This window comes from Kocuria sp. KKT182, assembly GCF_055635395.1.
Genome location: NZ_CM145757.1, coordinates 3,141,509 through 3,162,206, shown reverse-complemented (window position 1 = coordinate 3,162,206; position 20,698 = coordinate 3,141,509). Strand labels below are relative to the sequence as shown.

Below are 20,698 nucleotides of genomic sequence, written 5' to 3'. Positions count from 1 at the left end.
CCCCTGCCGCCGAGCCTACGTCCCCCGGGGCCCGTGACGCGGGGTCCCGGTGAGGTGACGGCCCGGGGGGCGGCCGGGTCAGCGCACGGCCGGCCGCAGCATGCGGGCGACCGTGAACGCCGCCAGGACCACCACGGCCGTCATGACCAGGGCCGTCCAGTGCATGCCCGCCGTGAACGCGGCGACCGCCGCCTCCTGCACCGCGGGACCGAGCGCCCCGGCGCCCTCCGCGACCTCGACGGCTCCGCCGAGGGTCTCGTGCGCCGCGGCCGAGGAGCCGGCGTCCAGGGCCGCGGGCAGGTCGAGGTGGCGCTGGTAGAAGGCGGTCAGCAGTCCGCCGAGCACGGCCGTGCCCAGCACCGCACCGACCTCGTAGCCGGTCTCCGAGATCGCCGAGGCCGCTCCGGCCTTGTGCGGCGGGGCCGCCGTGAGGACGAGGTCGTTGGACAGCGTCTCGGCGAGCCCGATGCCGGTGCCCACCAGGCAGAAGGCCACCAGGACCACCACGGCGCCGGCGGCCGCGGAGAGGTCCGCAAGGGTGACCACGAGGAAGCCGGTCGAGGACAGGAGGATCCCCGCCGTGATCACGGTCCGGGGGCTCAGCCACCGCACGGCGCGCACGGCCACGAAGCCGGCGAGGACCGTGAGGACGAGGCCCGGGACCATGGTCAGGCCCGCGGTCATCGGGTCCAGACCGACCACGAGCTGCAGGTACTGGGTCAGCATGAACAGGAACCCGTAGAGCCCCACGTTGCCGAGCACGTTGACGGTGACGCCGCCGCGGAAGCCCGGGTGCCGGAACAGGCCGAGGTCCAGCATCGGGTGCGCCAGGACCGCCTGGCGCCGGACGAACAGCACACCGGCCAGCACGCCGAAGGCCGCGCTGAGCAGGCCCTGGAAGAGCTCCCCGGAGGCCGTCGCCGCCTTGATGCCGTAGACCACGGGGGTCATGGCGAGCATGGCGAGCAGCACGGACGGGACGTCCACCGGCCCGGGCCGGGGGTCGCGCGACTCCGGCACCAGCAGGGGGCCGAGCACCAGCAGGGGCAGCAGCACCGGCACGGACATCAGGAACACCGAGCCCCACCAGAAGTGGTTGAGCAGGAAGCCCCCGACGATGGGGCCCAGTGCGGCGCCGCCGCTGAAGCCGCCGGCCCAGACCGCGATCGCGATCCGGCGCTGCCCCGGGTCCAGGAAGATGTTGCGCAGCAGGGACAGGGTCGCGGGCATCAGCATCGCGCCGAAGAGCCCCATGGCGGCCCGCCCGGCCACGAGCAGCTCGGCCGTGGGCGCGAAGGCCGACGCCGCGGAGACGGCGGCGAAGCCCGTGCCGCCGATCAGCAGCAGCCGCCGGCGGCCGATCCGGTCCCCCATGGAGCCCATGGGGATGAGCAGGCCGGCGAGCACGAGGGGGTAGACGTCCACGATCCACAGCAGCTGCGCGCCGGTGGGGTGCAGCGCCTGCGAGATGGTGGGCAGCGCGAAGCTCAGGGCCGTGTTGTCGACCGACACGAGCAGGACGGGCATCATCAGGACCGCGAGCGCGGCCCATTCGCGCGCACCGGCCGTGGGGCGGGGCGTCAGCAGAGTGGTCATGGTTCACCTCCGGGGAACGGATCGGGAGCGGACAGCCTCAGTAACTGTACCGTCTAGACGGTACAGTTATGGGCGAGCTGACACAATGGGCACCACGTCCGACCCAGGGAGGTCTTCCTCACATGCCCCGCCCACCCGTGGCCCGGGACAAGCTCCTGGCCGCCTTCGAGCAGATCGTCCTCGACGACGGCGAGCGCGCCGCGACCCTCGACGCCGTCGCCGCCGCCGCCGGAGTGTCCAAGGGGGGTCTGCTCTACCACTTCCCGCACCGCCAGGCCCTCGTGGACGCGACGCTGCAGCGCCTCGAGGAGCTCATGCAGCTGGACCTCGAGGCCATGGCGGCGGCGCCGGACGGGGCCGCGCGCTACTTCCTGGTCACGTCCCTGTTCGAGGACAGCCGGCTGGACCGGGCCCTGATCGTGGCCTCCCGGCTGGTCCAGGCCGGGGACGAGAACGCCCGGGCCGCCCTGAAGCGGCTCGAAGTGGCATGGTACGAGCTGATCCTCGCGGACGTGGGCGACCCGGTGGTGGCGACCGCGGTCCAGCAGATGGGCGACGGGCTCTACCACAACGCGTCGATCGGCCTGCTGCCCGACGGCAGCGCCCGGCGGCACACCATCCTGGAGCACCTCCTGGCCGCGGTGGACCGGCTCAGCCCACGCCCCTGAGCGCGCCGCGCCGGCCCGGGCGGGACGGCCCTCGTCATGCGCGGGGCAACGGCCGCACGTGCTCGGGCCGCAGACCGATGCCGATCGCCCGCCCCGTGAGGTGGGGCAGGAACGGCAGCGCCCGGACGAGGCCCAGCGGCACCGGGGGCCGCGGCCGCGCCCCGGTCCGGGCCGGCACGAGCCGGCGGGCCAGCACGAGCTGGAACAGCTGGGTGGCGCGCGCCGGCCACGCCCGCCGGCGCTGCACGCGCGCGAGGTCCCGCGCCCGCACCCCGCCGCGCAGCAGCCGCGGCCCGAGCAGGTTCGCCGCCGCCACCGCGTCCTGGATCGCGAGGTTGATGCCCACACCCCCGGCCGGGGACATCGCGTGCGCGGCGTCGCCGAGGAACAGGATCCCGGGCCGCCACCACCGTCGCAGCCGGTCCACGCGCACACGCAGCAGCTTCACCTGGTCCCAGTCCTCGATCGTGGTGACCCCCTCCCCCAGCCCGGGGGCGAGCGCGCGCACCCGTTCCCGGAAGGCGTCCAGTCCCTGGGCGCGCAGGGCGTCGTGCTCGCCGGCCCGCACGATCATGGCGGCCTGCCAGTAGCCGGTGCGCGGCAGGGCCACCACCGCGCCGTCCCCGGCGTTGAACAGCGGCTGCTCCTGCCCCTCGCGGCGGGGCACGCGGAACCACAGCACGTCCATCCGCGACGGCGAGGCCCTGGGCACCAGGCCGGCCGCGGCCCGCAGCACGGAGTCGCGGCCGTCGGCGGCCAGCACCAGCTCGGCCCGGATCCGCACCGGCGCCCCGTCGTCGTCGTGCGCCGTGACGCCGGTGCACCGGCCGTCCTCGACGAGCAGGCCGTCGGCGGCCGTGGAGCGCAGCAGCCGGAAGCCGGGCAGCGCCTCGCCCTTCTCGGCGAGCAGGTCCAGGAAGTCCCACTGCGGCAGGAACGCGATGAACGGGCAGCGCACGGGCAGGCGGTCGAACCGGCCGACCACCACCGTCTCGCCGCCGAGGGAGACGGTGGCGCGCTCCACGCGGGTGTGCGGCAGCGCCAGGACGTCCTCGAGCCAGCCGAGCTCGGCCATCAGCTCCAGGGTGGAGGGGTGCAGGGTGTCGCCGCGGAAGTCGCGCAGGAAGTCCCCGTGCTTCTCCAGGACCACCACGTCCACGCCCTGCCGCGCGAGCAGCACCCCGGCCATCAGCCCGGCCGGGCCGCCGCCCACCACGCAGCACGTGGTCCGCACCTGCTCCGTCGTCCGCTCCGCCGCCACGGGTGCCTCCCGGGCCCTCGCTCGTCCGCTGTCCCTGCCGACGATCCCACCGGGGTGGCGGTCGCGCAAGAGGCGGCCCGGCCCGCGTCCCGGCCGGACGCGTCATCCCGCGCCGCCCCCTTCCCCCGGCCGACCGGGAGCGCGAGAGTGGGAACCGCAGCGCCGGACGCCGACCGCACCGACAGGAGATCCCCATGGGCACGCTGATCGTCACCGAGTTCATCACCCTCGACGGCGTCGTCGACTCCCCCGGCGGCGGCCCGCACCCGCACGCGGGCTGGAGCTTCCGGCACGTGACCTATGACGAGGCGGCCTACGAGCTCAAGGACCGGGAGCAGAAGGAGGCGGCGGCGATGCTGATGGGCCGGGTCAGCTACGACGAGTTCGCCCCCGTCTGGCCGTCGATGGAGGAGTTCGCCGAGTACAACGCCATGCCCAAGTACGTGGTCTCCTCCACCCTGGAGGACCCGCGCTGGCACAACACCTCCGTGCTGCGCTCCCTCGACGAGGTCGCGCGGCTGAAGGCCACGGTCGACGGCACGATCCTCGTGCACGGCAGCGCCACCCTGGCCAAGGGCCTCGCCGCCGCGGATCTCGTGGACCGGTACCACCTGCTGGTGTTCCCCGTGCTGCTCGGCGCGGGCCGCCGTCTCTTCGACGACAGCACCGACACGTTCCGCACCCTGGAACTGGTGGAGCACGAGGCCTACGCCAACGGCGTCCTCAAGTCCGTCTACGACGTCGTCCGCTGACCGGCGGCCGCCCGTCGGGGCTCACGGTCCCTCATCCGGCCGTTCCCCGGAGCCGCGCACCAGCAGCCCGTCGTGCTCCTCGATCAGGCGCAGGGACAGCTCCTTGTACCCGACCGCGTCGAACAGCACGGTGATCCGGTCCGGCTCCGCGCCCATCACGATCCCGTGGCCCCACTCGCGGTGGGTGACCGGGCTCTGGATCTCCCAGCCGTGCGGGGTGGCGGCGGACCGCTCCGCGGCCTCGGCGGCGGAGCCGGTCTCCGCGCAGGTGTCGCAGTTGCCGCACCAGCCGTCGGTCTCCTCGCCGAAGTAGTGGAGCAGCCAGTCCCGCCGGCACCCGTCCGTCTCGGCGTAGCCCCGCATCATGTCGATCCGCGAGCGGTCGATCCGGTGCTGGGCCTCGGCCTCCGCGAGCGCGGCGGCGACGGCGTCCTCCGGCGCGACCCCGTCCACGGCCCGGTAGCCCTCGGGCCGGGCCAGCACGCCGCCGCTGTGCTCGAGCAGGTGCAGGGCCCGGGCCTGGGCGCGGGGGCCGAGGCCGGTGTGCTCGCGCAGCTCGCGGGCCCCGACCGGCCCGTGCCCGAGGACGGCGCGGAGGACCTCCTCGAGGTCCGCCCGCTCGGGGGCGGCGCCGGCGAAGTACTGCTGGAGCCCCAGGTCCTCGGAGCGGTAGTGCAGCACGGCGAGGGCAGGCCTCCCGTCCCGGCCGGCCCGGCCGATCTCCTGGTAGTAGCTGTCCAGGGAGTCGGGGATGTCCGCGTGCACCACGAAGCGCACGTCCGGCTTGTCGATGCCCATCCCGAAGGCGGTGGTGGCCACCACCACGTCCAGCTCGTCGCCGTGGAACCGGGCGTGCACCTCGTCCCGCTCGGACCTCCGGCGTCCCGCGTGGTAGGCCTCGGCACGCACGCCGCGCCGGACCAGCTCCGCGGCGTAGTCCTCCGTCTCCCGGCGGGTGGCGACGTAGACCAGCCCCGGGCCGGCGAGCCCGGCGACCTCGTCGAGCACCGCCCGGCGCTTGTCGGAGGCCTGGTGGTGGCGCACCACCCGCAGCTCGATGTTGGGCCGGTCGAAGCTGTGCACCAGGACCAGGGGGTCGCGCAGGCCCAGCCGGTCGACGATCTCTGCCCGGGTGTGCGGGGAGGCGGTGGCAGTCAGGGCCACGACGGCCGGGCGCCCCATCCGCTCGACGGCCTCCTGCAGCACCAGGTAGTCAGGGCGGAAGTCGTGGCCCCACGAGGAGATGCAGTGCGCCTCGTCCACCACGAACAGGGACGGCGGGTGCGCGGCGAGCCGCTCGGTGATCTCCTCCCTGGCCAGCTGCTCGGGGGCGAGGAAGAGGAACTTCGCGTCCCCGCGCGCCACGGCGTCCCAGGCGGCGCGCTCGCGCCGCGCCCCCACCGCGGAGTTCACCGCGAAGGCGACCTCCGCCCCGAGGTCCTCGTTGATCGCCTCGACCTGGTCGTGCTGGAGGGCGATCAGCGGGGACACCACCACGGCGGTCCCGGGCAGGGCGGCGCCCGGGACCTGGTAGATCGCGGACTTGCCGTGGCCGGTGGGCATCACCGCCAGGACGTCCCGGCCGGCCGCCGCCGCCGCCATCGCCTCGAGCTGGCCCTCGCGGAACTCCGTGATGCCGAAGCCAGACGCGGCGACCTCCCGGAGCCGTTCCGCGGTGACCGGTGCGGCGCGCCCGCCCGCGCCCGTGGCGGCACCCACCGGCTCAGCGGGGGATCAGGGCGAGGACGGTCGCGGGCCCGTGCCCGCCCTCGTCGTCGTCGACCAGGTCCCGGCTGGTGCCCATGGTGCCGCTCCCGTCCGCTGCCGCACCCTGCGGCCGTCTCTCCTCACGGCCAGGGTAGGCACCGGATCCGGGAATCACCACGGCGGGCCCGTGTGCGGTCCGGGGCCGGGCTGCCGGAGGCGCAGAATGGGACCCGTGGAAATCATCGTCATCGCCGCCCTCGCGATCCTCGTGGGCTCGGTCCTGCAGCGCGTCTCGGGCACGGGGGTCGGCCTGGTCGTGGCCCCGACCCTCGCCCTGCTGCTGGGCCCCGCCACGGGCGTGCTCGTGACCAACGCGACGACGACCGTCTCCGGCTTCCTCATCATGCTCTCGGTGTGGCGCCACGTGGACTGGCGGCGGTTCGCCCTCATCGCCCCGGCCGCGGCGGTGGGCGCCGTGCCGGCGGCGCTCGTGGTCCGCGAGCTGCCCGCCGCCTGGCTGCAGGTGCTGGTGGGCGGCGTGGTGCTGCTGGCCCTCACCACCATGTTCGGGCTCCCCCGCCTGCCCGAGTGGCCGGGGCGGCTGCCCACGGTGCTCGCCGGGGCGATCGGGGGGTTCTTCAACACCACGGCGGGGGTGGCCGGACCGGTCATGGTGATCCACTCCCGGCTGGCCCGCTGGGAGCAGCGCTCCTTCGCCGCGACCCTGCAGCCGGTGTTCATGACGATGGGCGCCCTGTCGGTGCTCACCAAGACCCTGCTGGGGGCGGCGGGGACCGGCGGGATGCCGCCGTGGTGGGTGGCCCCCGGCGTGGTCCTCACGGTGGTGCTGGGCGTGCGGATCGGCGGGGTCGTCGCCCGCCGCGTGTCCCTGAGCACGGCGCGCACGGTCGCGCTGGTCCTCGCGGGGCTGGGCGGGGCGATCACGCTGGTGCGCGGGCTGCTGGGCGTGCTCTGAGCCCGGCCGCCCCTCAGTCCTCGCGGGCCCGGCGCGTCGCGGCGTCGTTGGCCTTCCGGATCGCGTCGACGAGCTCCTTCTTGGTCATGTAGGAGCGCCCCTCCACGTCGAGCCGCTTCGCCACCTGGTAGAGGTGCTCCTTCGAGGAGTTCGCGTCGACCCCGCCGGCGGTCTCCGCGCGGGAGTCGCGGCCGCCCGCGGCGTGCTCGTCGGAGGGCCCGTACTCCTCCTTGCCCTCCCAGTGGTCGCCGACCTTCTCGTGGGTGTGCTTGAGCGTGCTGTAGGCCGTGCGCGCCGCACGCTCCTCGTCGCCGTACTCCTCGAGCGCGGAGTCGTAGGTCTTGGCGAACGTGTCCTGCGCCTTCTGCCCCGAGCGCTGCAGGGTGGAGGGCAGTTCGCTCTTCTTGGCGTGGTCGTCCTTGCCGGTCTTGGGCACGAGGTGCTCCTTCCGTAGGGGTGTGGGGGCGCGGGTCAGAAGACGGGCATGCCGCCGGTGACGCCGAGGACGGTGCCGCTGACGTAGCTGGCCTCGGCCGGGCTCGCGAGGAAGACGTAGGCGCCGGCCAGCTCGGCGGGCTGGCCGATCCGGCCCAGGGGCGTCTCCTTGCCCATGTTCGCGACCGCTCCGGGCTCCTTCGTGGCGGGCCCCAGCGGGGTCCACACCGGTCCGGGGGCGACCGCGTTGACGCGGATGCCCTCGGGCCCCAGCTCGGCGGCGAGGTTGGCGGTGACGTTGTTCAGCGCGGCTTTCGTGGCCGCGTAGTCGATCATCGACACGGACGGGTCGTAGGCCTGCACGGACGTGGTGTTGATGATGCTGTCCCCGCGGCCGAGGTGCGGCAGCGCCGCCCGGCTGATCCAGAGGGTGCCGTAGAGGTTGGTGCGCACGGCGCGCTCGAGGTCCTCCGTGGCGAGGCCCTTGAGCCCCGCCTCCCCGCGGGCCCAGTGGAAGCCCGCGTTGTTGACGACCACGTTGAGCCCGCCGAGGCCCTCGACCGCCCGGTCCACGATGTCCCGGCAGCTCTGCTCCTCGCGCACGTCGCCGGGGACCAGGACGGCGGTGCGGCCGGCCTTCTCGATCCACCCCACCACGTCCTGGGCGTCCTCCTGCTCCTCGGGCAGGTAGTTGATCGCGACGTCGGCCCCCTCCCGCGCGAACGCGATGGCCACGGCGCGGCCGATCCCGGAGTCCCCGCCGGTGATGAGGGCCTTGAGCCCCTCGAGCCGGCCCCTGCCCTCCCAGGACGCCTCGCCGTGGTCGGGGACGGGGTCCATGGCGGCGGTCAGCCCCGGAGGCGTCTGCTGCTGCTCGGGCATCCCGCCCTCGTCGTCGGCCATCGCGCGGGCGTGCTGGGAGACGGGTGCCTCGGGCATGTCGGACTCCTTCGATCAGGTTGCTTATCGTTTGCTCCTCCCACCCTAGGAGGAGGGGCGCCCCCTTGTCTTCCCCCGGGGGCACAATCTTCCGCGCCGGCCGTGGACACCCCTCGACGCTCCTCGAGTTCCGTTGATAGGTTCGCGGCACGCACCCCACCGCGCACCGACGACCCGGGAGAGACCGCATGAGCCCCGACATGAAGCCCCGCAGCCGTCAGGTGACCGACGGCATCGACGCGACCGCCAGCCGCGGCATGCTCCGCGCCGTGGGCATGGGCGACGCCGACTGGGAGAAGCCCCAGATCGGCATCGCGAGCTCCTGGAACGAGATCACCCCCTGCAACCTCTCCCTGGACCGGCTCGCCCAGGGCTGCAAGGAGGGCGTCCACGCCGGCGGCGGCTACCCCCTCCAGTTCGGCACGATCTCGGTCTCGGACGGGATCTCGATGGGCCACGTGGGGATGCACTTCTCGCTGGTCTCGCGCGAGGTCATCGCGGACTCCGTGGAGACGGTGATGCAGGCCGAGCGCCTCGACGGGTCCGTCCTGCTGGCCGGGTGCGACAAGTCCCTGCCGGGCATGCTCATGGCCGCCGCGCGCCTGGACCTGGCCTCGGTGTTCCTCTACGCGGGGACCATCGCCCCGGGGTGGGTGAAGCTCACCGACGGGACCGAGAAGGACGTCACCCTCATCGACGCGTTCGAGGCCGTGGGCGCGTGCAAGGCGGGCCTGATGGGCAGGACGGACCTCGACCGCATCGAGCGGGCCATCTGCCCGGGCGAGGGCGCCTGCGGCGGGATGTACACGGCCAACACGATGGCCTCCGTGGCCGAGGCCCTGGGCATGAGCCTGCCCGGCTCCGCGGCCCCGCCCTCGGCGGACCGGCGGCGCGACCAGTTCGCCCACCGCTCCGGGGAGGCCGTCGTCGAGATGCTCCGGCAGGGCATCACGGCCCGGGACGTCCTGACGAAGGAGGCCTTCGAGAACGCCGTCACCGTGCTCATGGCCCTCGGCGGGTCCACCAACGCCGTCCTGCACCTGCTGGCCATCGCCCACGAGGCGGAGGTGGAGCTCACCCTCGAGGACTTCAACCGGATCGGGGACCGCGTCCCGCACCTCGCGGACCTCAAGCCGTTCGGCCGGTACGTCATGAACGACGTCGACCGGCACGGCGGCATCCCGGTGGTCATGAAGGCCCTGCTCGACGCCGGGCTGCTGCACGGGGACGCCCTCACCGTGACCGGCCGCACGGTGGCCGAGAACCTGGCCGCCCTGGACCCCGGGCCCCTGGACGGCGACGTGATCCGCACGCTCGACAACCCGATCCACCGCACGGGCGGGATCACCGTCCTGCACGGCTCCCTGGCGCCGGAGGGCGCGGTGGTGAAGTCCGCGGGCTTCGACGCCGAGGTCTTCGAGGGCCCGGCCCGCGTCTTCGAGCGCGAGCAGGCCGCGATGGACGCCCTGGAGGCCGGGGAGATCACGGCCGGGGACGTGCTCGTGATCCGCTACGAGGGCCCCAAGGGCGGCCCCGGCATGCGCGAGATGCTGGCCATCACCGGGGCGATCAAGGGCGCGGGGCTGGGCAAGGACGTCCTGCTGCTCACGGACGGCCGGTTCTCGGGCGGCACCACGGGTCTGTGCATCGGCCACATCGCGCCGGAGGCCGTCGACGCCGGACCGGTCGCGTTCCTGCGCGACGGCGACCGGATCCGGGTGGACCTGGCGGCCCGCTCCCTGGACCTGCTGGTGGACGCCGAGGAGCTGGCGCGGCGGCGCAGCGGCTGGGCCCCCCTGCGTCCGCAGTACGAGGGCGGCGTGCTGGGCAAGTACGTCAAGCTGGTGCGCTCGGCCTCGCTGGGCGCCGTCACCGGCTGACCGGCCGGTTCCGCCGCCCCGCCGAACGGGACGCCCCGTGCACGCACCGGGCCCCGACCGTGTGCGGTCGGGGCCCGGTGCGTGCACGGGGACGAATCAGAGCGGGCCCCCCGCGGGGCGGTCGTCGATGCGCCGGGTGGCGGGGTCCACGCCCGGGTCCGCGTCGACGGTGCCGTCGGCGAGCGTCTCGTCCACGGGCGGGATCGGCGGGACCTCCCCGGTCACGGTCTCCCCGGGAGCCCCCGGCGCCACCGGTGCCACCGGTGCGGCCGGCGCCGCCGGGGGCGCGGTCGACTCGAAGGTCACCGGCTCCGTGTCCGGGCCGGAGTCCTTCTTCTTCGCCGCGGCCGCGACCCCGGCGGCGGCCACCCCGGCCGCGGCGACGCCCGCGGCGACCGCCTTGCCCGAGACCCCGGCCTTGCCGTCGTCACCGCGGGAGGCCGCGGCGTGCTCTACCCCGGGCGTGCCGACCGGTGCGCCCTCGTTGACGGAGCCCCGCCAGGCGCCGGTCGCGTAGCCCTCGGCCTCGATGAACTTCTTGAACCGCTCGAGGTCGCCCTCGGCCTGGTTCTCGACCACGTTGAGCTTGTCGCCGACCTTCTCCACGAGGCCCTCGGGCTCGTACTCGAGGACCAGGTGCACCTCGGTCCGCCCGTTGCCCGCGTCGCGGAACGTCACGGTGCCGGCGTTGGTGGCGCCCTCGGTGGCGGCCCAGGAGACCCGGCTGTCGGGGACCTGCTCCACGATCTTCGCCTCCCACTGCCGGCGGACGCCGCCGAGCTCGGCGACCCACTGGAGGCGGTCGGCGCCGAGCTGGGTCACGCTCTGCACGCCGTTCATGAAGTGGGGGAAGTCCTCGAACTGGGTCCACTGGTTGTACACGGTGCTCAGCGGCACGTCGACCACGACATTCTTCTCGACCTTGGTGCTCATGGCATCTCCTTCGATCCGTCTCGACGATCAGGGGCGGCGAAGCGTCGCCGATTCGCCAGCGTGCTTACGATACCGCTGGGCGCGCGGTGTGACCAGGGGTCGGCGGCCCGGCCGGCACCGGGCCGGCCGACACCGGCCCGGGGCGCCCCACGGAGGACTATGGACTTGACGTGGGCGGACGGGGAGAATTGCCGCACGACCTGCGGGGGGCTCGACATGGCGAATCTCGAGACAGAATTCCGGACACTGGTGTCCGTCCAGGACGCGCGGGCAGCTGATGCCGTCGAGGGACACCTGGCGTGGGGACGCCTGGTGGACAGCGACTACGTGCTGGTGCACGGGCCGCCGGACTGGCTGGGACGGGACGTCGACCCCGAGGTGCTGATCGCCCGGGTCGTGTCGGGGCGGACGGACGAGGTCGAGCGGATCAGGATCGCCCGGATCCAGCTGCACGGCGTCCTGCACGACCCCGCGTCCGAGATGACGGGCATCCGGCTCGACCACCCGTCCGGGTGCCCGGCCCAGGGCCCACCGGACGGCGCGGGCTCCGAGCGCCGGCTCGCCACGGGCGCCGAACTGTGCTCGGCCGTGGACACGGTGCTGGGCCCGGCCCCGGCCGAGGAGGCCCCGGACAGCACCGAGGAGGCCCTGCGACCCGTGGTGGCGTGGGAGGAGATCCGGCGCCACTCGATCGTGGAGGACTGCCGGCTGCCCGCTCCTCCCGTCGAGCGGATGTGGATCTGCACCGTCTTCGGCAGGTCCGTGTGCAGCTGAGCGGGACCCGATGAGATCCCGGAGGCACCCCTCGCGCCTGGCCGTGGACCTCGTCGCGGTACCGGTGCTGTGGGGCATCGAGCTCCAGATCACGTGGGACCGCACGGCGGAGCCGGACGCGACCGCCACCTGGGTGGTCGTCCTCACGGCGGCGCTGCTGTACCTGCCCCTGTTCTGGCGCCGGCGCCGGCCCCTGACGGTGCTGGCCCTGGTGTCGCTGGGCGCCGTGGCCGTCCCCCTGCTCGGCTTCGCGTTCCACCCCGTCTTCTGCGTCTGGCTGGCCCTCTTCGCGGCGGCCGCGCACTGCTCCGACCGGAACGCCCTCCTCGGCCTGGCGCTCGCGTTCCTGCCGGTCGCCACGAGCGTGCAGGCCACCGTCCGGGACACTCCCGACCCGTCGATGCGGGTGGCCACGTTCGTCGTCGCCGCGCTGTTCCTCACCGTGGCCCACGTGGTCGTCTTCGGCGTGGGCCGGTGGGTCCGCTGGAGCGTGGCCCAGCGGGCGCTCGTGGCCCGGCTGGCCGCCGCCCGGGCCGAGGCCGAGGAGCGCCAGCGCATCGCCCGCGAGCTGCACGACGTCGTGGCCCACGCGGTGAGCCTCATGGTGCTGCAGGCCGGAGGGGCCGAGCGCGTGATGGACCGGGACCCGGAGCGGGCGCGGGCGGCGCTGCGGCAGGTCGACGAGCTCGGGGAGCAGGCCGTCACGGAGCTGCGGCGCATGCTGGGCCTGCTCTCCCCGGCGCCGTCCGATGCGGCGCAGACCGCGCCGGAGCCGGTGGGCCTGCAGCGATTGGACAGCCTGCTCGACCACCTGCGCACGGCGGGCCGTGAGGTGGAGCTCTGCGTGGCGGGCGAGCCCGGGGCCCTGGAGCCGGCGGTGGACGAGGCCGCGTACCGGATCGCGCAGGAGGCGCTGACCAACGCGGTCAAGCACGCCGCCCCGGACCGCCCGGTCCGGGTCGCCCTCGACTGGGGCCCCCGGGACGTCGAGCTCTCCGTCCGCACGGACGGCGCCGGGGCCCGGGGCCGGCTCTCCGCGCGGCTGTCGACCGGGCACGGGGTGCGGGGGATGGCGGAGCGGGCCCGGGCGGTGGGCGGCGAGGCGACGGCCGGGCCCGATCCGAACGGGGGGTACCTGGTGTCCGCGCGGCTGCCCGTCCGGCCGCCCTGCCCCGGCGACGCCGCGGCGCAGGACGCCGCGGCGACCACGGCGGCCACCGGCCGCGGGGAGGGCACCGGATGACACGGGGCGCGGAACCCGCACCCGTCCGGGTGCTCCTGGTGGACGACGAGGCGATGGTGCGCTCCGGGCTGGCCATGCTCCTCACGGCCGAGCCGGACCTGGTCGTCGTCGGGGAGGCCGCCGACGGCACGGAGGCCGTCGAGGAGACCGCGCGGCTGCAGCCGGACGTGGTGGTCATGGACGTGCGCATGCCCGGCACGGACGGGGTGGCCGCCACCCGGGTGCTCACCTCCGACGCGTTCCTGGACCGGGTGCCGAACGTCCCCGCCGTCCTGGTGCTGACGACCTTCGACGAGGACGCCGCCGTCCACGCCGCCCTGCGGGCGGGCGCCTCCGGCTTCATCCTCAAGAGCTCCGCGCCGAAGGTCCTGGCGGACGCCGTCCGCTCGCTGGCCCGCGGCGGGGGCTGGCTGGACCCGGACGTGACCCGCAGGCTCCTGACCGAGTTCGGCCGCGGGCCCGACCCCTCCGCCCCTCCGCCGGAGCGGCTGCAGCAGCTGACCCGGCGGGAGCGCGAGGTCCTGGTCGCCGTCGCCCACGGCCTGACGAACTCGGAGATCGCCCGGCGCCTGTTCCTCAGCGAGGCGACCGTGAAGACCCACGTCCACCGGATCTTCCTGAAGCTGGGCGTCAGCGAGCGCGCCCAGGCGGTCACGGCGGCGTTCAAGAGCGGGCTCGTCAAGCCCACCGACCGCTTCTGAGCCCTGCCCCCGGTCCCGCGCGTACCACCCCGGTTGTACGCCGGAGTTCACCTCCCGGGTGGACGCCGGGAGGTGCCCCCCACTGCGACCCTGGTCCTGTCGGTTCGAGAAGTTCCCCTCCGGACCCCGGGCAGGAACCGCCGGCACCCACGAAATCTCTGTCCCGCAGGAGACCCGAAATGTCCATCGAAACCAGCACGACCGCAGCCCCGCAGCCGGCCGGCGCCCGCCGCCACGCCCGCAAGGCGGTGCTGTCCCTGGCCTCCCTGACCCTGGCCGCAGGCGCCCTGCCGCTGCTGGGCGCCCCGGCCCAGGCCGCACCGGCCCAGGCCGCCTCGACGCAGTCCTCGGTGCTCGAGACGGCGTCGCACAAGCCCCACCAGAAGCACTGCTCGGTCGACGCCCACAAGCCGTCCTGGACGTGGCACCACGGGAAGAAGTACGTCAAGTACCCCTTCCACGTGAAGTGCCACAAGGGATACAAGGTGGAGGTCAAGCAGTACTACTACGCGGTGGACAAGCACGACCACCACTACTACACCGGCGGCCACCACGACTACTACTGGGGCGGCTCCTGGGGCGGCGAGCACTGGAAGCACCTGGACCACCACGACGCCAAGAAGGTCTACCACGTGGTCAAGTACCGCTACTACGACGGCAAGCACTGGTCCCCCTGGTACCAGGAGACCAGCCACTGGACCGGTCTCGGCCACTGACCGGACGGCACCGGGGGCCGGCCGGACACCGGACGACCCCCGGACCGCTCCTCCTCCCGACGCCCCCGAGGCCGTCCCCCGGCACTGCGCGCGGGGGACGGCCTCCCGACACCACAAGAGCCGATCATGGACCTCACCCATCAGCACCCCGCCGCCAGGGCCTGGGACCTCGCTCCCGGCGACACCTTCCACGGGCGCACCATCACGGCCGTTCGCGGCGTGGTGGGACTCGCCCTCAGCCCGGTGGCCGTCATCTCCTTCACGGAGGACGACCGGGAGCACCGCGCCCAGGCCCGGATCGGCGCCGCCCACTGCGAGACGCACCAGCACTACGACGACATCATGCTCAGCGCCCGCGCGTGGGTCCGCACCCACGGCCTGCACGAGGGGGACGCCGTGGACCTGGACCGGCTGCGCGCCGAGGTCATGGGCGCGGCCGCCCGGAACTGACCCCGCCCCTCCCCGGGACCTCGTCCCCCGCGAGCAGCGGCGCCACCCGGTACGGGATGACCGTGCGCAGGAACATGCTCGTGGAGGTCCGCAGGATGCCGGGGCACAGCCGGATCTCCTCGGAGACCCGGTAGAGGTCCTCGGGATCCTTCGCCACCACCCGGCACAGCAGGTCCGTCTGCCCCGCGGGGGCGAACACCTCGATGACCTGAGGGATCGCCTGCAGTCCCGCGATCGCCTCGTCGAGCTGGTGCTGGTCGAGCTCCACGGCCACGCTCGCGGCCAGGCCGTAGCCGAGCGCCGCGGGCGTCACCCGGGTGCTGTGCGGGCGCAGCGCGGGGCTCGCGCGGTAGCGCTCGAGCCGGGCGTGGATCGTCCCGCGCGCCAGGCCGGTGCGCTGGGCCAGGGCGAGCACCGTCATCCGCGGGTCCTCGTCCAGCGCCGCCAGGATCCTCCGGTCCGTCGCGTCCAGCGGACCCGCTGCCGCCCCGCCGTTCGTCATGCTGACCACCGCAGCCCCACTTCCCCGCCCCGATCTGATCGATCTGACCGGTTCCAGAGTAGACGTTTGCGCACAGTGCCGACCAGGGTGTCGAATGATGGTCACACGATGCGCCACCTGACCCGGTTCGGTGCATCCCGGCCGGCGCCGGTCGCCCACGAGGCGTCCCGCGTCCCGCGCTGCCCGGCACCCCGCGGCGGCAGAGGCCCCCTTCCGGCCCGCGGGAGCTCCTCGGAGCTCCCGCGGGCCGAGTGCTGCCACCGGCTCAGTGCTCCCGCGGACAGGAGCGGCGGGCGCCTTCGCCGGTGGGCGCCGCCGCTCAGCGCCGCCGGCCCGTCGACCGGCGGCAGGCGAGGAAGCTCGCCACGAGGTCCCAGACGGTGACGACCACCACGAGCGCGACCCCGATCTGCGCGAACTCCTCGCCCACCCAGCCGCGCTCGCGGAAGACCGGGTTCACCACGGACTCGGTGCGCAGCACGGTGATGAGCAGCGCGGCCATGGCGAGGTCCAGGACGGCGCCGACCCCGAACAGCGCCCAGGACCAGCGGCGGCGGAAGAAGCGCAGCAGCTCCCACCCCCAGGCCAGCAGCACGATCCCCAGGTAGAGCGGCACCCAGGGCGTCCACACGGCGGGGTCGAGCAGGGGCTCGCCGGCGAGCGGGCCCTCACGGAGCAGCGGCCGCGAGAGCAGGAACGGCGCGGCGAAGGCCAGGCCCAGGGCGATGGTGGCCCAGACCAGCTCCCCCACGGTCGAGTCCCGCTCCGGGCGCGGCGGCGGCAGCTGCTCGACCGTCCAGCGCGGGGGCGCCTCCGCCGCCGCCCCGGTCTCCCCCCGGGAGCCGCGCTCCACCGCCTCCGCGACCTCCGTGCGCTCCACCACGGCGAAGACGGCGACGGCGATGCCCGCCCCCATGAGCGCCCCCTGGATCGCGGCACCGACCGCGGGGGCGAGCGAGAGCACGAGGTAGGTGACCAGGTCCTCGCGCCCCGCCTCCCCGAAGAGCCGGCCGATCAGGGTGAGCCCGCCGAAGAGGCCGGCCAGGACGGGCACCAGGACCTTCAGCAGCTCGAGGAAGTCGTGGTAGTGCTCGGGCCCGATCAGGTGCCGCGGGCCGGGGCCGTAGTCCTCGGCCAGCAGGGCGGGGTCGCCGAGCTCCTCGAGGGCGCGGCGCTCCGCCTCGGCCGGCGGGAGGCCGTGCGCCACGCCGTCGTCGACCATGTCGGCGACGGTGCCCCGCAGCTCCCGGGACACGTCCTCGCGGGCTCGGGGCGGCAGGCGCCGGGCGACCTCGTGGAGATAGCTCTCGGTGCGCGGGGGGAGGGTGCTGGCGGACATGGCGATCAGTCCTCGGGACGAGTGGGGCGGGCGAGGGTGGACAGGGCGGCGTGCAGCCGGAGCCGCTCGGCCTCGAGGGCGTCCCGGACACGGGCCCCCGGACCGGTGATCCGGTAGAACTTGCGGGGCCGGGACTCGTCGGTGTTCCAGTCGCTCTCGAGCAGGCCCTGCGCCTCGAGCCGGCGCAGCAGCGGGTAGAGCGTGTTGGCCTCGACGTCGAGCCCCGCGTCACCGAGGGTCCGGAGCAGGGCGTAGCCGTAGCGGGGCTCGTCCAGGACGAGCAGGCAGGCCAGGACCACCGTGCCGCGGCGTAGCTCCTGGAAGTGGGAGGCCACGATCGGGTCGCTCGGTTCAGCTGCCATGACCACACGATAGTGTGTGTCACACACTAATGGAAGAGCCGCCCGCCCCACGCCGCGGCTCTCGTCGCCGGCGGGCGGCGCTCAGTCGTCCCAGCCCTCCTGCGGCGTGGCGCAGGACTCCCGGAAGACGTACTGGGAGATCCGGCGCCGCTCCCGGCTGGACCAGTCGATGGCCGGGCGGCGGTGCTCCTCGGGGACGTAGCCCAGGCGGTAGACGGCCATGAGCTCGAGGTCCTCGGGCACGTCCAGCAGGTTCACGACCTCGGCCCACCGGGCGGGCGCCTCCATGGGGAAGGAGATGAACTGGATGCCCATGCCGAGCTCCACGGTGGTCAGCCAGAGGTTCTCCATGGCCGCGCCCATCGAGAACAGCGAGTAGAACCCGGAGAGCTCCCCGGGCCGGTACTCGCGGCGGTCGAGCATCACGCCGATCAGCAGGGGGGAGCCCGCCACGAGCTTGTGGTTCTCCGCGCCCAGGGTCTGGGGCACCCGCAGCCGGTTCATCATCGCCTGCCCGCCCGGGGTGAACGCCTTCTTGGTGAAGGGGCGCAGCACCGCGGGCAGCTTGTCGAAGAGCATCCCGAAGCGCTGCTCCTCCATCTCCTGCCTGCTGAAGCGGAAGTAGCGCTTGTACCGGTCGAAGAAGCTCCCCTCGGCCATCACCTGCGTCATCGAGTCGGCGCTGATCCGGGCGATCCGGTCGATGGTCCCCCGGTCCTCGACCAGCACGAAGCGCCACGGCTGGCTGTTGAACTGGGAGGGTGCGGCCGCCGCCGTGCGCAGCAGCAGCTTCTGATGCTCCGGGGACACCCGGTCCGGCAGGAACGGGCCGTTGGTGGTGCGGCGGTTGAAGACGACGTCGAGGAACTCCATGTGCTCTCCGGTCAGGTCGGGCGGCTCAGCCGGCGCGGGCGGCGCGGGCTCGGAACAGGGCGGTGGCGTAGAACGGCGCCGCGGACAGCGCGGCGAGCGCGTGGCGGCGCGGGTGCCCCTGGGCGGGCGTGCCGAGGTGCGGCAGGGCGGCCAGGGGCAGCAGCGCCGGCGCCAGGGCCCGGCCCGCCGCGCGCCCGGAGGCGGAGGAGGAGCCGGCGGCGAGGACCGCGGCCAGCGCCGTCGTCGTGGTGGTGGTGACGTAGAGGGCGTGGTGGATCCAGCGGAACCGGCCCGTGCGCACGATCCCGGCGCCGACGCAGGCCCCCAGGGCGGCGTTGGCGGCCCAGCACGCGCTCGCGAGGCCGATCCACGGGCCGGGTCGCGAGCCCACGGCGTGCACGGTGTGTCCCACGCGGTCCCCTCCTGCCGTCCGGTCCTGCCCGGCACCGGCCGGGAGCCCCAGTCTAGTGACGGCACCCCGCGCCGCCCCCGGCCCGCCGTGCTCCTTGGCGGATCGTGTCGGCCCGCGGAGAATGGGCAGATGCCCTCCGTCCAGCCGCGCGCCCGGCCCGACCTCTCCCGGCGGGACGCCGAGCTGCGCGAGCTCATGGACGACCCCTGCTGCGACCTCGCCGCGCTGCGGCGCACCTACGCACGCTTCGACGTGGTCAACTCCCTGGTCGCCGGGTGGGCCGCGACCTACCGGCGCCGGATCCGGCCCCTGGCCGTGCCCGGCCGGCCGCTGACCCTCCTGGACGTCGGCGCCGGCGGCGGGGACGTGGCACGCGCCCTGGCCCGGTGGGCGCAGCGGGACGGGATCGACCTGCGGGTCACCGGCATCGACCCGGACGCCCGCGCCCACGAGTGGGCCTCGGCGCGGACCCGCCGCTGGTCGACCCGGCACCCGCGGGCAGTGCCCCCGGTCTTCCGGCGGGTCACCAGCCGGGAGCTGGTCGCGGCCGGCGAGACGTTCGACGTGGTGGTCTCCAACCACCTGCTCCACCACCTGGACCCGGGGCCGGTGCGGGACCTCGCGGCGGACTCGGAGCACCTGGCCGGCCGGCTCGTGCTGCACAACGACCTCGTGCGCAGCCCGGCGGCCTACCGGCTGTACTCGGTGGGCGTGCTGCCCCTGGCCCCGGGCTCCTTCCTGCGCACCGACGGGCTGCGGTCCCTGCGCCGCGCCTACCTGCCCCACGAGCTGCGCGAGCTGACCGGTCCGGGCTGGGAGGTGCTCCCCGGTTCGTTCGGGCACCAGCAGCTGGTCCAGGACCGTTCACTCCCGGTTCACGCGCGTCCTCCACGCTGAGTGCGAGACCGACACGACGGGGCCCGGCAGCGGCCCGGGAACGGAGCACCAGTGAAGATCGCGATCCTCGGCGGCGACGGCTTCTGCGGCTGGCCCGCGGCCCTGCACCTGTCCGCGCGCGGCCACGACGTGGTGGTGGTGGACGACTTCTCCCGCCGCGCCATCGACGTCCGGCTCGGGACGGAGTCGCTGACGCCCATCCGCGGCCTCGACGAGCGCCGCGCGGCCTGGCAGGAGCTGACGGGCCGGCGGATCGGCGCGGCCGAGATCGACCTCGCCGCCGACTACGAGGCGTTCCTCGACCTCCTGGTCGTCGAGCGCCCGGACGCCGTGGTGCACTTCGCGGAGCAGCGGGCCGCGCCGTACTCCATGCGCACCCCCCGCACGAAGCGCTACACCGTGGACAACAACGTCAACGCCACCCACAACGTGCTGTGCGCGGTCGTGGAGTCCGGGCTGGACGTCCACGTGGTGCACCTGGGCACGATGGGGGTCTACGGCTACGGCACCGCCGGGATGCGGATCCCGGAGGGCTACCTGGACGTGGAGGTCCCCGGACCGCACGGCACCGTCCCGCAGCAGATCCTCTACCCCTCCCACCCCGGCTCGCTCTACCACATGACCAAGGTCCTGGACCAGACCATGTTCGCGTTCTACGCCCGGAACGACGGGCTGCGGATCACCGACCTGCACCAGGGCATCGTCTGGGGCACCGGCACCGCCGAGACGGCGCGCGACGAGCGGCTCGTCACCCGCTTCGACTACGACGGCGACTACGGCACGGTCCTCAACCGCTTCCTCGTCCAGGCGGCCGTCGGCCACCCGCTGACCGTGCACGGCACCGGCGGGCAGACCCGGGCGTTCATCCACCTCCAGGACATGGTCCGGTGCGTGGAGCTGGCCCTGCTCCACCCCCCGGCGGCCGGCGACCGCGTGAAGATCTTCAACCAGATGACCGAGACCCACCGGGTCCGCGACCTCGCGGAGCTCGTGGCCGGACTCACCGGCGCCGAGGTGGAGATGGTCCCCAATCCCCGCCAGGAGTCGGCGGAGAACGACCTGCACGTCGACAACGACGCGTTCCTGGACCTCGGTCTGCGGCCCATCACCCTGTCGGAGGGGCTGCTGCTCGAGGTCGAGCGGACCGCCGTGCGCTGGGCCCACCGCGTGGACCGCTCCCGCATCCCGGCCACGTCCGTGTGGAACTCCCGCCGGCGCCCGGGGATCCCGGCGCGGCCGGCCCGGTCCGCGGGCGCGGTCGCGGTCGCGGGCGCCTGAGCCG

The 20,698-nt window shown here is 74.4% G+C and carries 22 protein-coding genes; 11 read left to right on the top strand and 11 right to left on the bottom strand.

Features of this window, described 5'->3' with window-relative positions:
• Window positions 1-78 precede the first annotated feature (78 nt).
• The gene (locus tag ACZ2G1_RS14725; RefSeq protein WP_136341894.1) at window positions 79-1,596 is read right to left on the bottom strand and encodes an MFS transporter; all 1,518 of its coding nucleotides are present in this window, start codon (window positions 1,594-1,596) and stop codon (window positions 79-81) included.
• Between the two features lie 122 nt (window positions 1,597-1,718).
• Between ACZ2G1_RS14725 and ACZ2G1_RS14720 the strand changes: the two genes are divergently transcribed.
• The gene (locus ACZ2G1_RS14720; protein ID WP_031283706.1) at window positions 1,719-2,264 is read left to right on the top strand and encodes a TetR/AcrR family transcriptional regulator; all 546 of its coding nucleotides are present in this window, start codon (window positions 1,719-1,721) and stop codon (window positions 2,262-2,264) included.
• 34 nt (window positions 2,265-2,298) lie between these two features.
• On the opposite strand, the gene ACZ2G1_RS14715 is transcribed toward ACZ2G1_RS14720, so the two are convergent.
• Complete coding sequence (locus ACZ2G1_RS14715) at window positions 2,299-3,525, bottom strand: FAD-dependent oxidoreductase (protein ID WP_284562839.1); 1,227 nt, start codon at window positions 3,523-3,525, stop codon at window positions 2,299-2,301.
• Window positions 3,526-3,719: 194 nt separating this feature from the next.
• Between ACZ2G1_RS14715 and ACZ2G1_RS14710 the strand changes: the two genes are divergently transcribed.
• Window positions 3,720-4,277, top strand: coding sequence for a dihydrofolate reductase family protein (locus tag ACZ2G1_RS14710; RefSeq protein WP_017834740.1), 558 nt, complete (start codon window positions 3,720-3,722; stop codon window positions 4,275-4,277).
• A gap of 21 nt (window positions 4,278-4,298) precedes the next feature.
• Here ACZ2G1_RS14710 and ACZ2G1_RS14705 read toward each other — a convergent pair whose 3' ends face one another.
• Entirely contained in the window at window positions 4,299-5,996 is a 1,698-nt protein-coding gene (locus ACZ2G1_RS14705) for a RecQ family ATP-dependent DNA helicase (RefSeq protein WP_470377066.1), read from the bottom strand.
• A gap of 211 nt (window positions 5,997-6,207) precedes the next feature.
• On the opposite strand from ACZ2G1_RS14705, the gene ACZ2G1_RS14700 reads away from it, so the two are divergent.
• Window positions 6,208-6,960 (top strand): sulfite exporter TauE/SafE family protein, encoded by a 753-nt coding sequence (locus ACZ2G1_RS14700; protein ID WP_017834738.1) that lies wholly within the window; start codon window positions 6,208-6,210, stop codon window positions 6,958-6,960.
• A gap of 13 nt (window positions 6,961-6,973) precedes the next feature.
• Here ACZ2G1_RS14700 and ACZ2G1_RS14695 read toward each other — a convergent pair whose 3' ends face one another.
• The gene (locus ACZ2G1_RS14695) at window positions 6,974-7,396 is read right to left on the bottom strand and encodes a ChaB family protein (protein WP_336650371.1); all 423 of its coding nucleotides are present in this window, start codon (window positions 7,394-7,396) and stop codon (window positions 6,974-6,976) included.
• A gap of 35 nt (window positions 7,397-7,431) precedes the next feature.
• The gene (locus tag ACZ2G1_RS14690; protein WP_017834736.1) at window positions 7,432-8,334 is read right to left on the bottom strand and encodes an SDR family oxidoreductase; all 903 of its coding nucleotides are present in this window, start codon (window positions 8,332-8,334) and stop codon (window positions 7,432-7,434) included.
• Between the two features lie 188 nt (window positions 8,335-8,522).
• Between ACZ2G1_RS14690 and ilvD the strand changes: the two genes are divergently transcribed.
• Window positions 8,523-10,214: a dihydroxy-acid dehydratase gene (gene ilvD / locus ACZ2G1_RS14685; RefSeq protein WP_126346599.1), complete on the top strand. Its 1,692-nt coding sequence runs from the start codon at window positions 8,523-8,525 to the stop codon at window positions 10,212-10,214.
• A 96-nt stretch (window positions 10,215-10,310) separates the two neighbouring features.
• Here ilvD and ACZ2G1_RS14680 read toward each other — a convergent pair whose 3' ends face one another.
• Window positions 10,311-11,147: an SRPBCC family protein gene (locus tag ACZ2G1_RS14680; RefSeq protein ID WP_017834734.1), complete on the bottom strand. Its 837-nt coding sequence runs from the start codon at window positions 11,145-11,147 to the stop codon at window positions 10,311-10,313.
• Window positions 11,148-11,396: 249 nt separating this feature from the next.
• Here ACZ2G1_RS14680 and ACZ2G1_RS14675 point away from each other — a divergent pair, with 249 nt between their 5' ends.
• From ACZ2G1_RS14675 to ACZ2G1_RS14655, 5 genes are all read left to right on the top strand, one after another.
• Complete coding sequence (locus ACZ2G1_RS14675) at window positions 11,397-11,921, top strand: hypothetical protein (protein ID WP_095650302.1); 525 nt, start codon at window positions 11,397-11,399, stop codon at window positions 11,919-11,921.
• Window positions 11,922-11,931: 10 nt separating this feature from the next.
• Window positions 11,932-13,164, top strand: a complete 1,233-nt coding sequence (locus ACZ2G1_RS14670) for a sensor histidine kinase (protein WP_251356052.1) — start codon at window positions 11,932-11,934, stop codon at window positions 13,162-13,164.
• A complete protein-coding gene (locus ACZ2G1_RS14665) occupies window positions 13,161-13,865 on the top strand; it encodes a response regulator (RefSeq protein ID WP_251356051.1) in 705 nt (234 codons plus the stop codon). Before ACZ2G1_RS14670 ends, ACZ2G1_RS14665 begins: the two co-directional genes overlap by 4 nt.
• A gap of 179 nt (window positions 13,866-14,044) precedes the next feature.
• A complete protein-coding gene (locus ACZ2G1_RS14660) occupies window positions 14,045-14,581 on the top strand; it encodes a hypothetical protein (RefSeq protein WP_017834730.1) in 537 nt (178 codons plus the stop codon).
• A gap of 126 nt (window positions 14,582-14,707) precedes the next feature.
• Window positions 14,708-15,031, top strand: a complete 324-nt coding sequence (locus tag ACZ2G1_RS14655; protein WP_017834729.1) for a hypothetical protein — start codon at window positions 14,708-14,710, stop codon at window positions 15,029-15,031.
• On the opposite strand, the gene ACZ2G1_RS14650 is transcribed toward ACZ2G1_RS14655, so the two are convergent.
• The 5 genes from ACZ2G1_RS14650 to ACZ2G1_RS14630 form a co-directional block, all read right to left on the bottom strand.
• The gene (locus ACZ2G1_RS14650; protein ID WP_136341739.1) at window positions 15,006-15,533 is read right to left on the bottom strand and encodes an Lrp/AsnC family transcriptional regulator; all 528 of its coding nucleotides are present in this window, start codon (window positions 15,531-15,533) and stop codon (window positions 15,006-15,008) included. The two genes, ACZ2G1_RS14655 and ACZ2G1_RS14650, sit on opposite strands and share 26 nt — an antisense overlap.
• A gap of 319 nt (window positions 15,534-15,852) precedes the next feature.
• Window positions 15,853-16,872, bottom strand: a complete 1,020-nt coding sequence (locus ACZ2G1_RS14645) for a permease prefix domain 1-containing protein (protein ID WP_470377065.1) — start codon at window positions 16,870-16,872, stop codon at window positions 15,853-15,855.
• A 5-nt stretch (window positions 16,873-16,877) separates the two neighbouring features.
• Complete coding sequence (locus ACZ2G1_RS14640; protein WP_031283698.1) at window positions 16,878-17,234, bottom strand: PadR family transcriptional regulator; 357 nt, start codon at window positions 17,232-17,234, stop codon at window positions 16,878-16,880.
• 81 nt (window positions 17,235-17,315) lie between these two features.
• Window positions 17,316-18,107: a nitroreductase family protein gene (locus ACZ2G1_RS14635; RefSeq protein WP_109268327.1), complete on the bottom strand. Its 792-nt coding sequence runs from the start codon at window positions 18,105-18,107 to the stop codon at window positions 17,316-17,318.
• A gap of 25 nt (window positions 18,108-18,132) precedes the next feature.
• Window positions 18,133-18,519 (bottom strand): hypothetical protein, encoded by a 387-nt coding sequence (locus ACZ2G1_RS14630; protein ID WP_336650530.1) that lies wholly within the window; start codon window positions 18,517-18,519, stop codon window positions 18,133-18,135.
• 129 nt (window positions 18,520-18,648) lie between these two features.
• Between ACZ2G1_RS14630 and ACZ2G1_RS14625 the strand changes: the two genes are divergently transcribed.
• Together ACZ2G1_RS14625 and ACZ2G1_RS14620 are read left to right on the top strand one after the other, a co-directional pair.
• Window positions 18,649-19,416: a methyltransferase domain-containing protein gene (locus ACZ2G1_RS14625; protein ID WP_095650297.1), complete on the top strand. Its 768-nt coding sequence runs from the start codon at window positions 18,649-18,651 to the stop codon at window positions 19,414-19,416.
• Between the two features lie 51 nt (window positions 19,417-19,467).
• Window positions 19,468-20,694: an NAD-dependent epimerase/dehydratase family protein gene (locus tag ACZ2G1_RS14620; RefSeq protein ID WP_470377064.1), complete on the top strand. Its 1,227-nt coding sequence runs from the start codon at window positions 19,468-19,470 to the stop codon at window positions 20,692-20,694.
• Window positions 20,695-20,698: the final 4 nt, after the last annotated feature.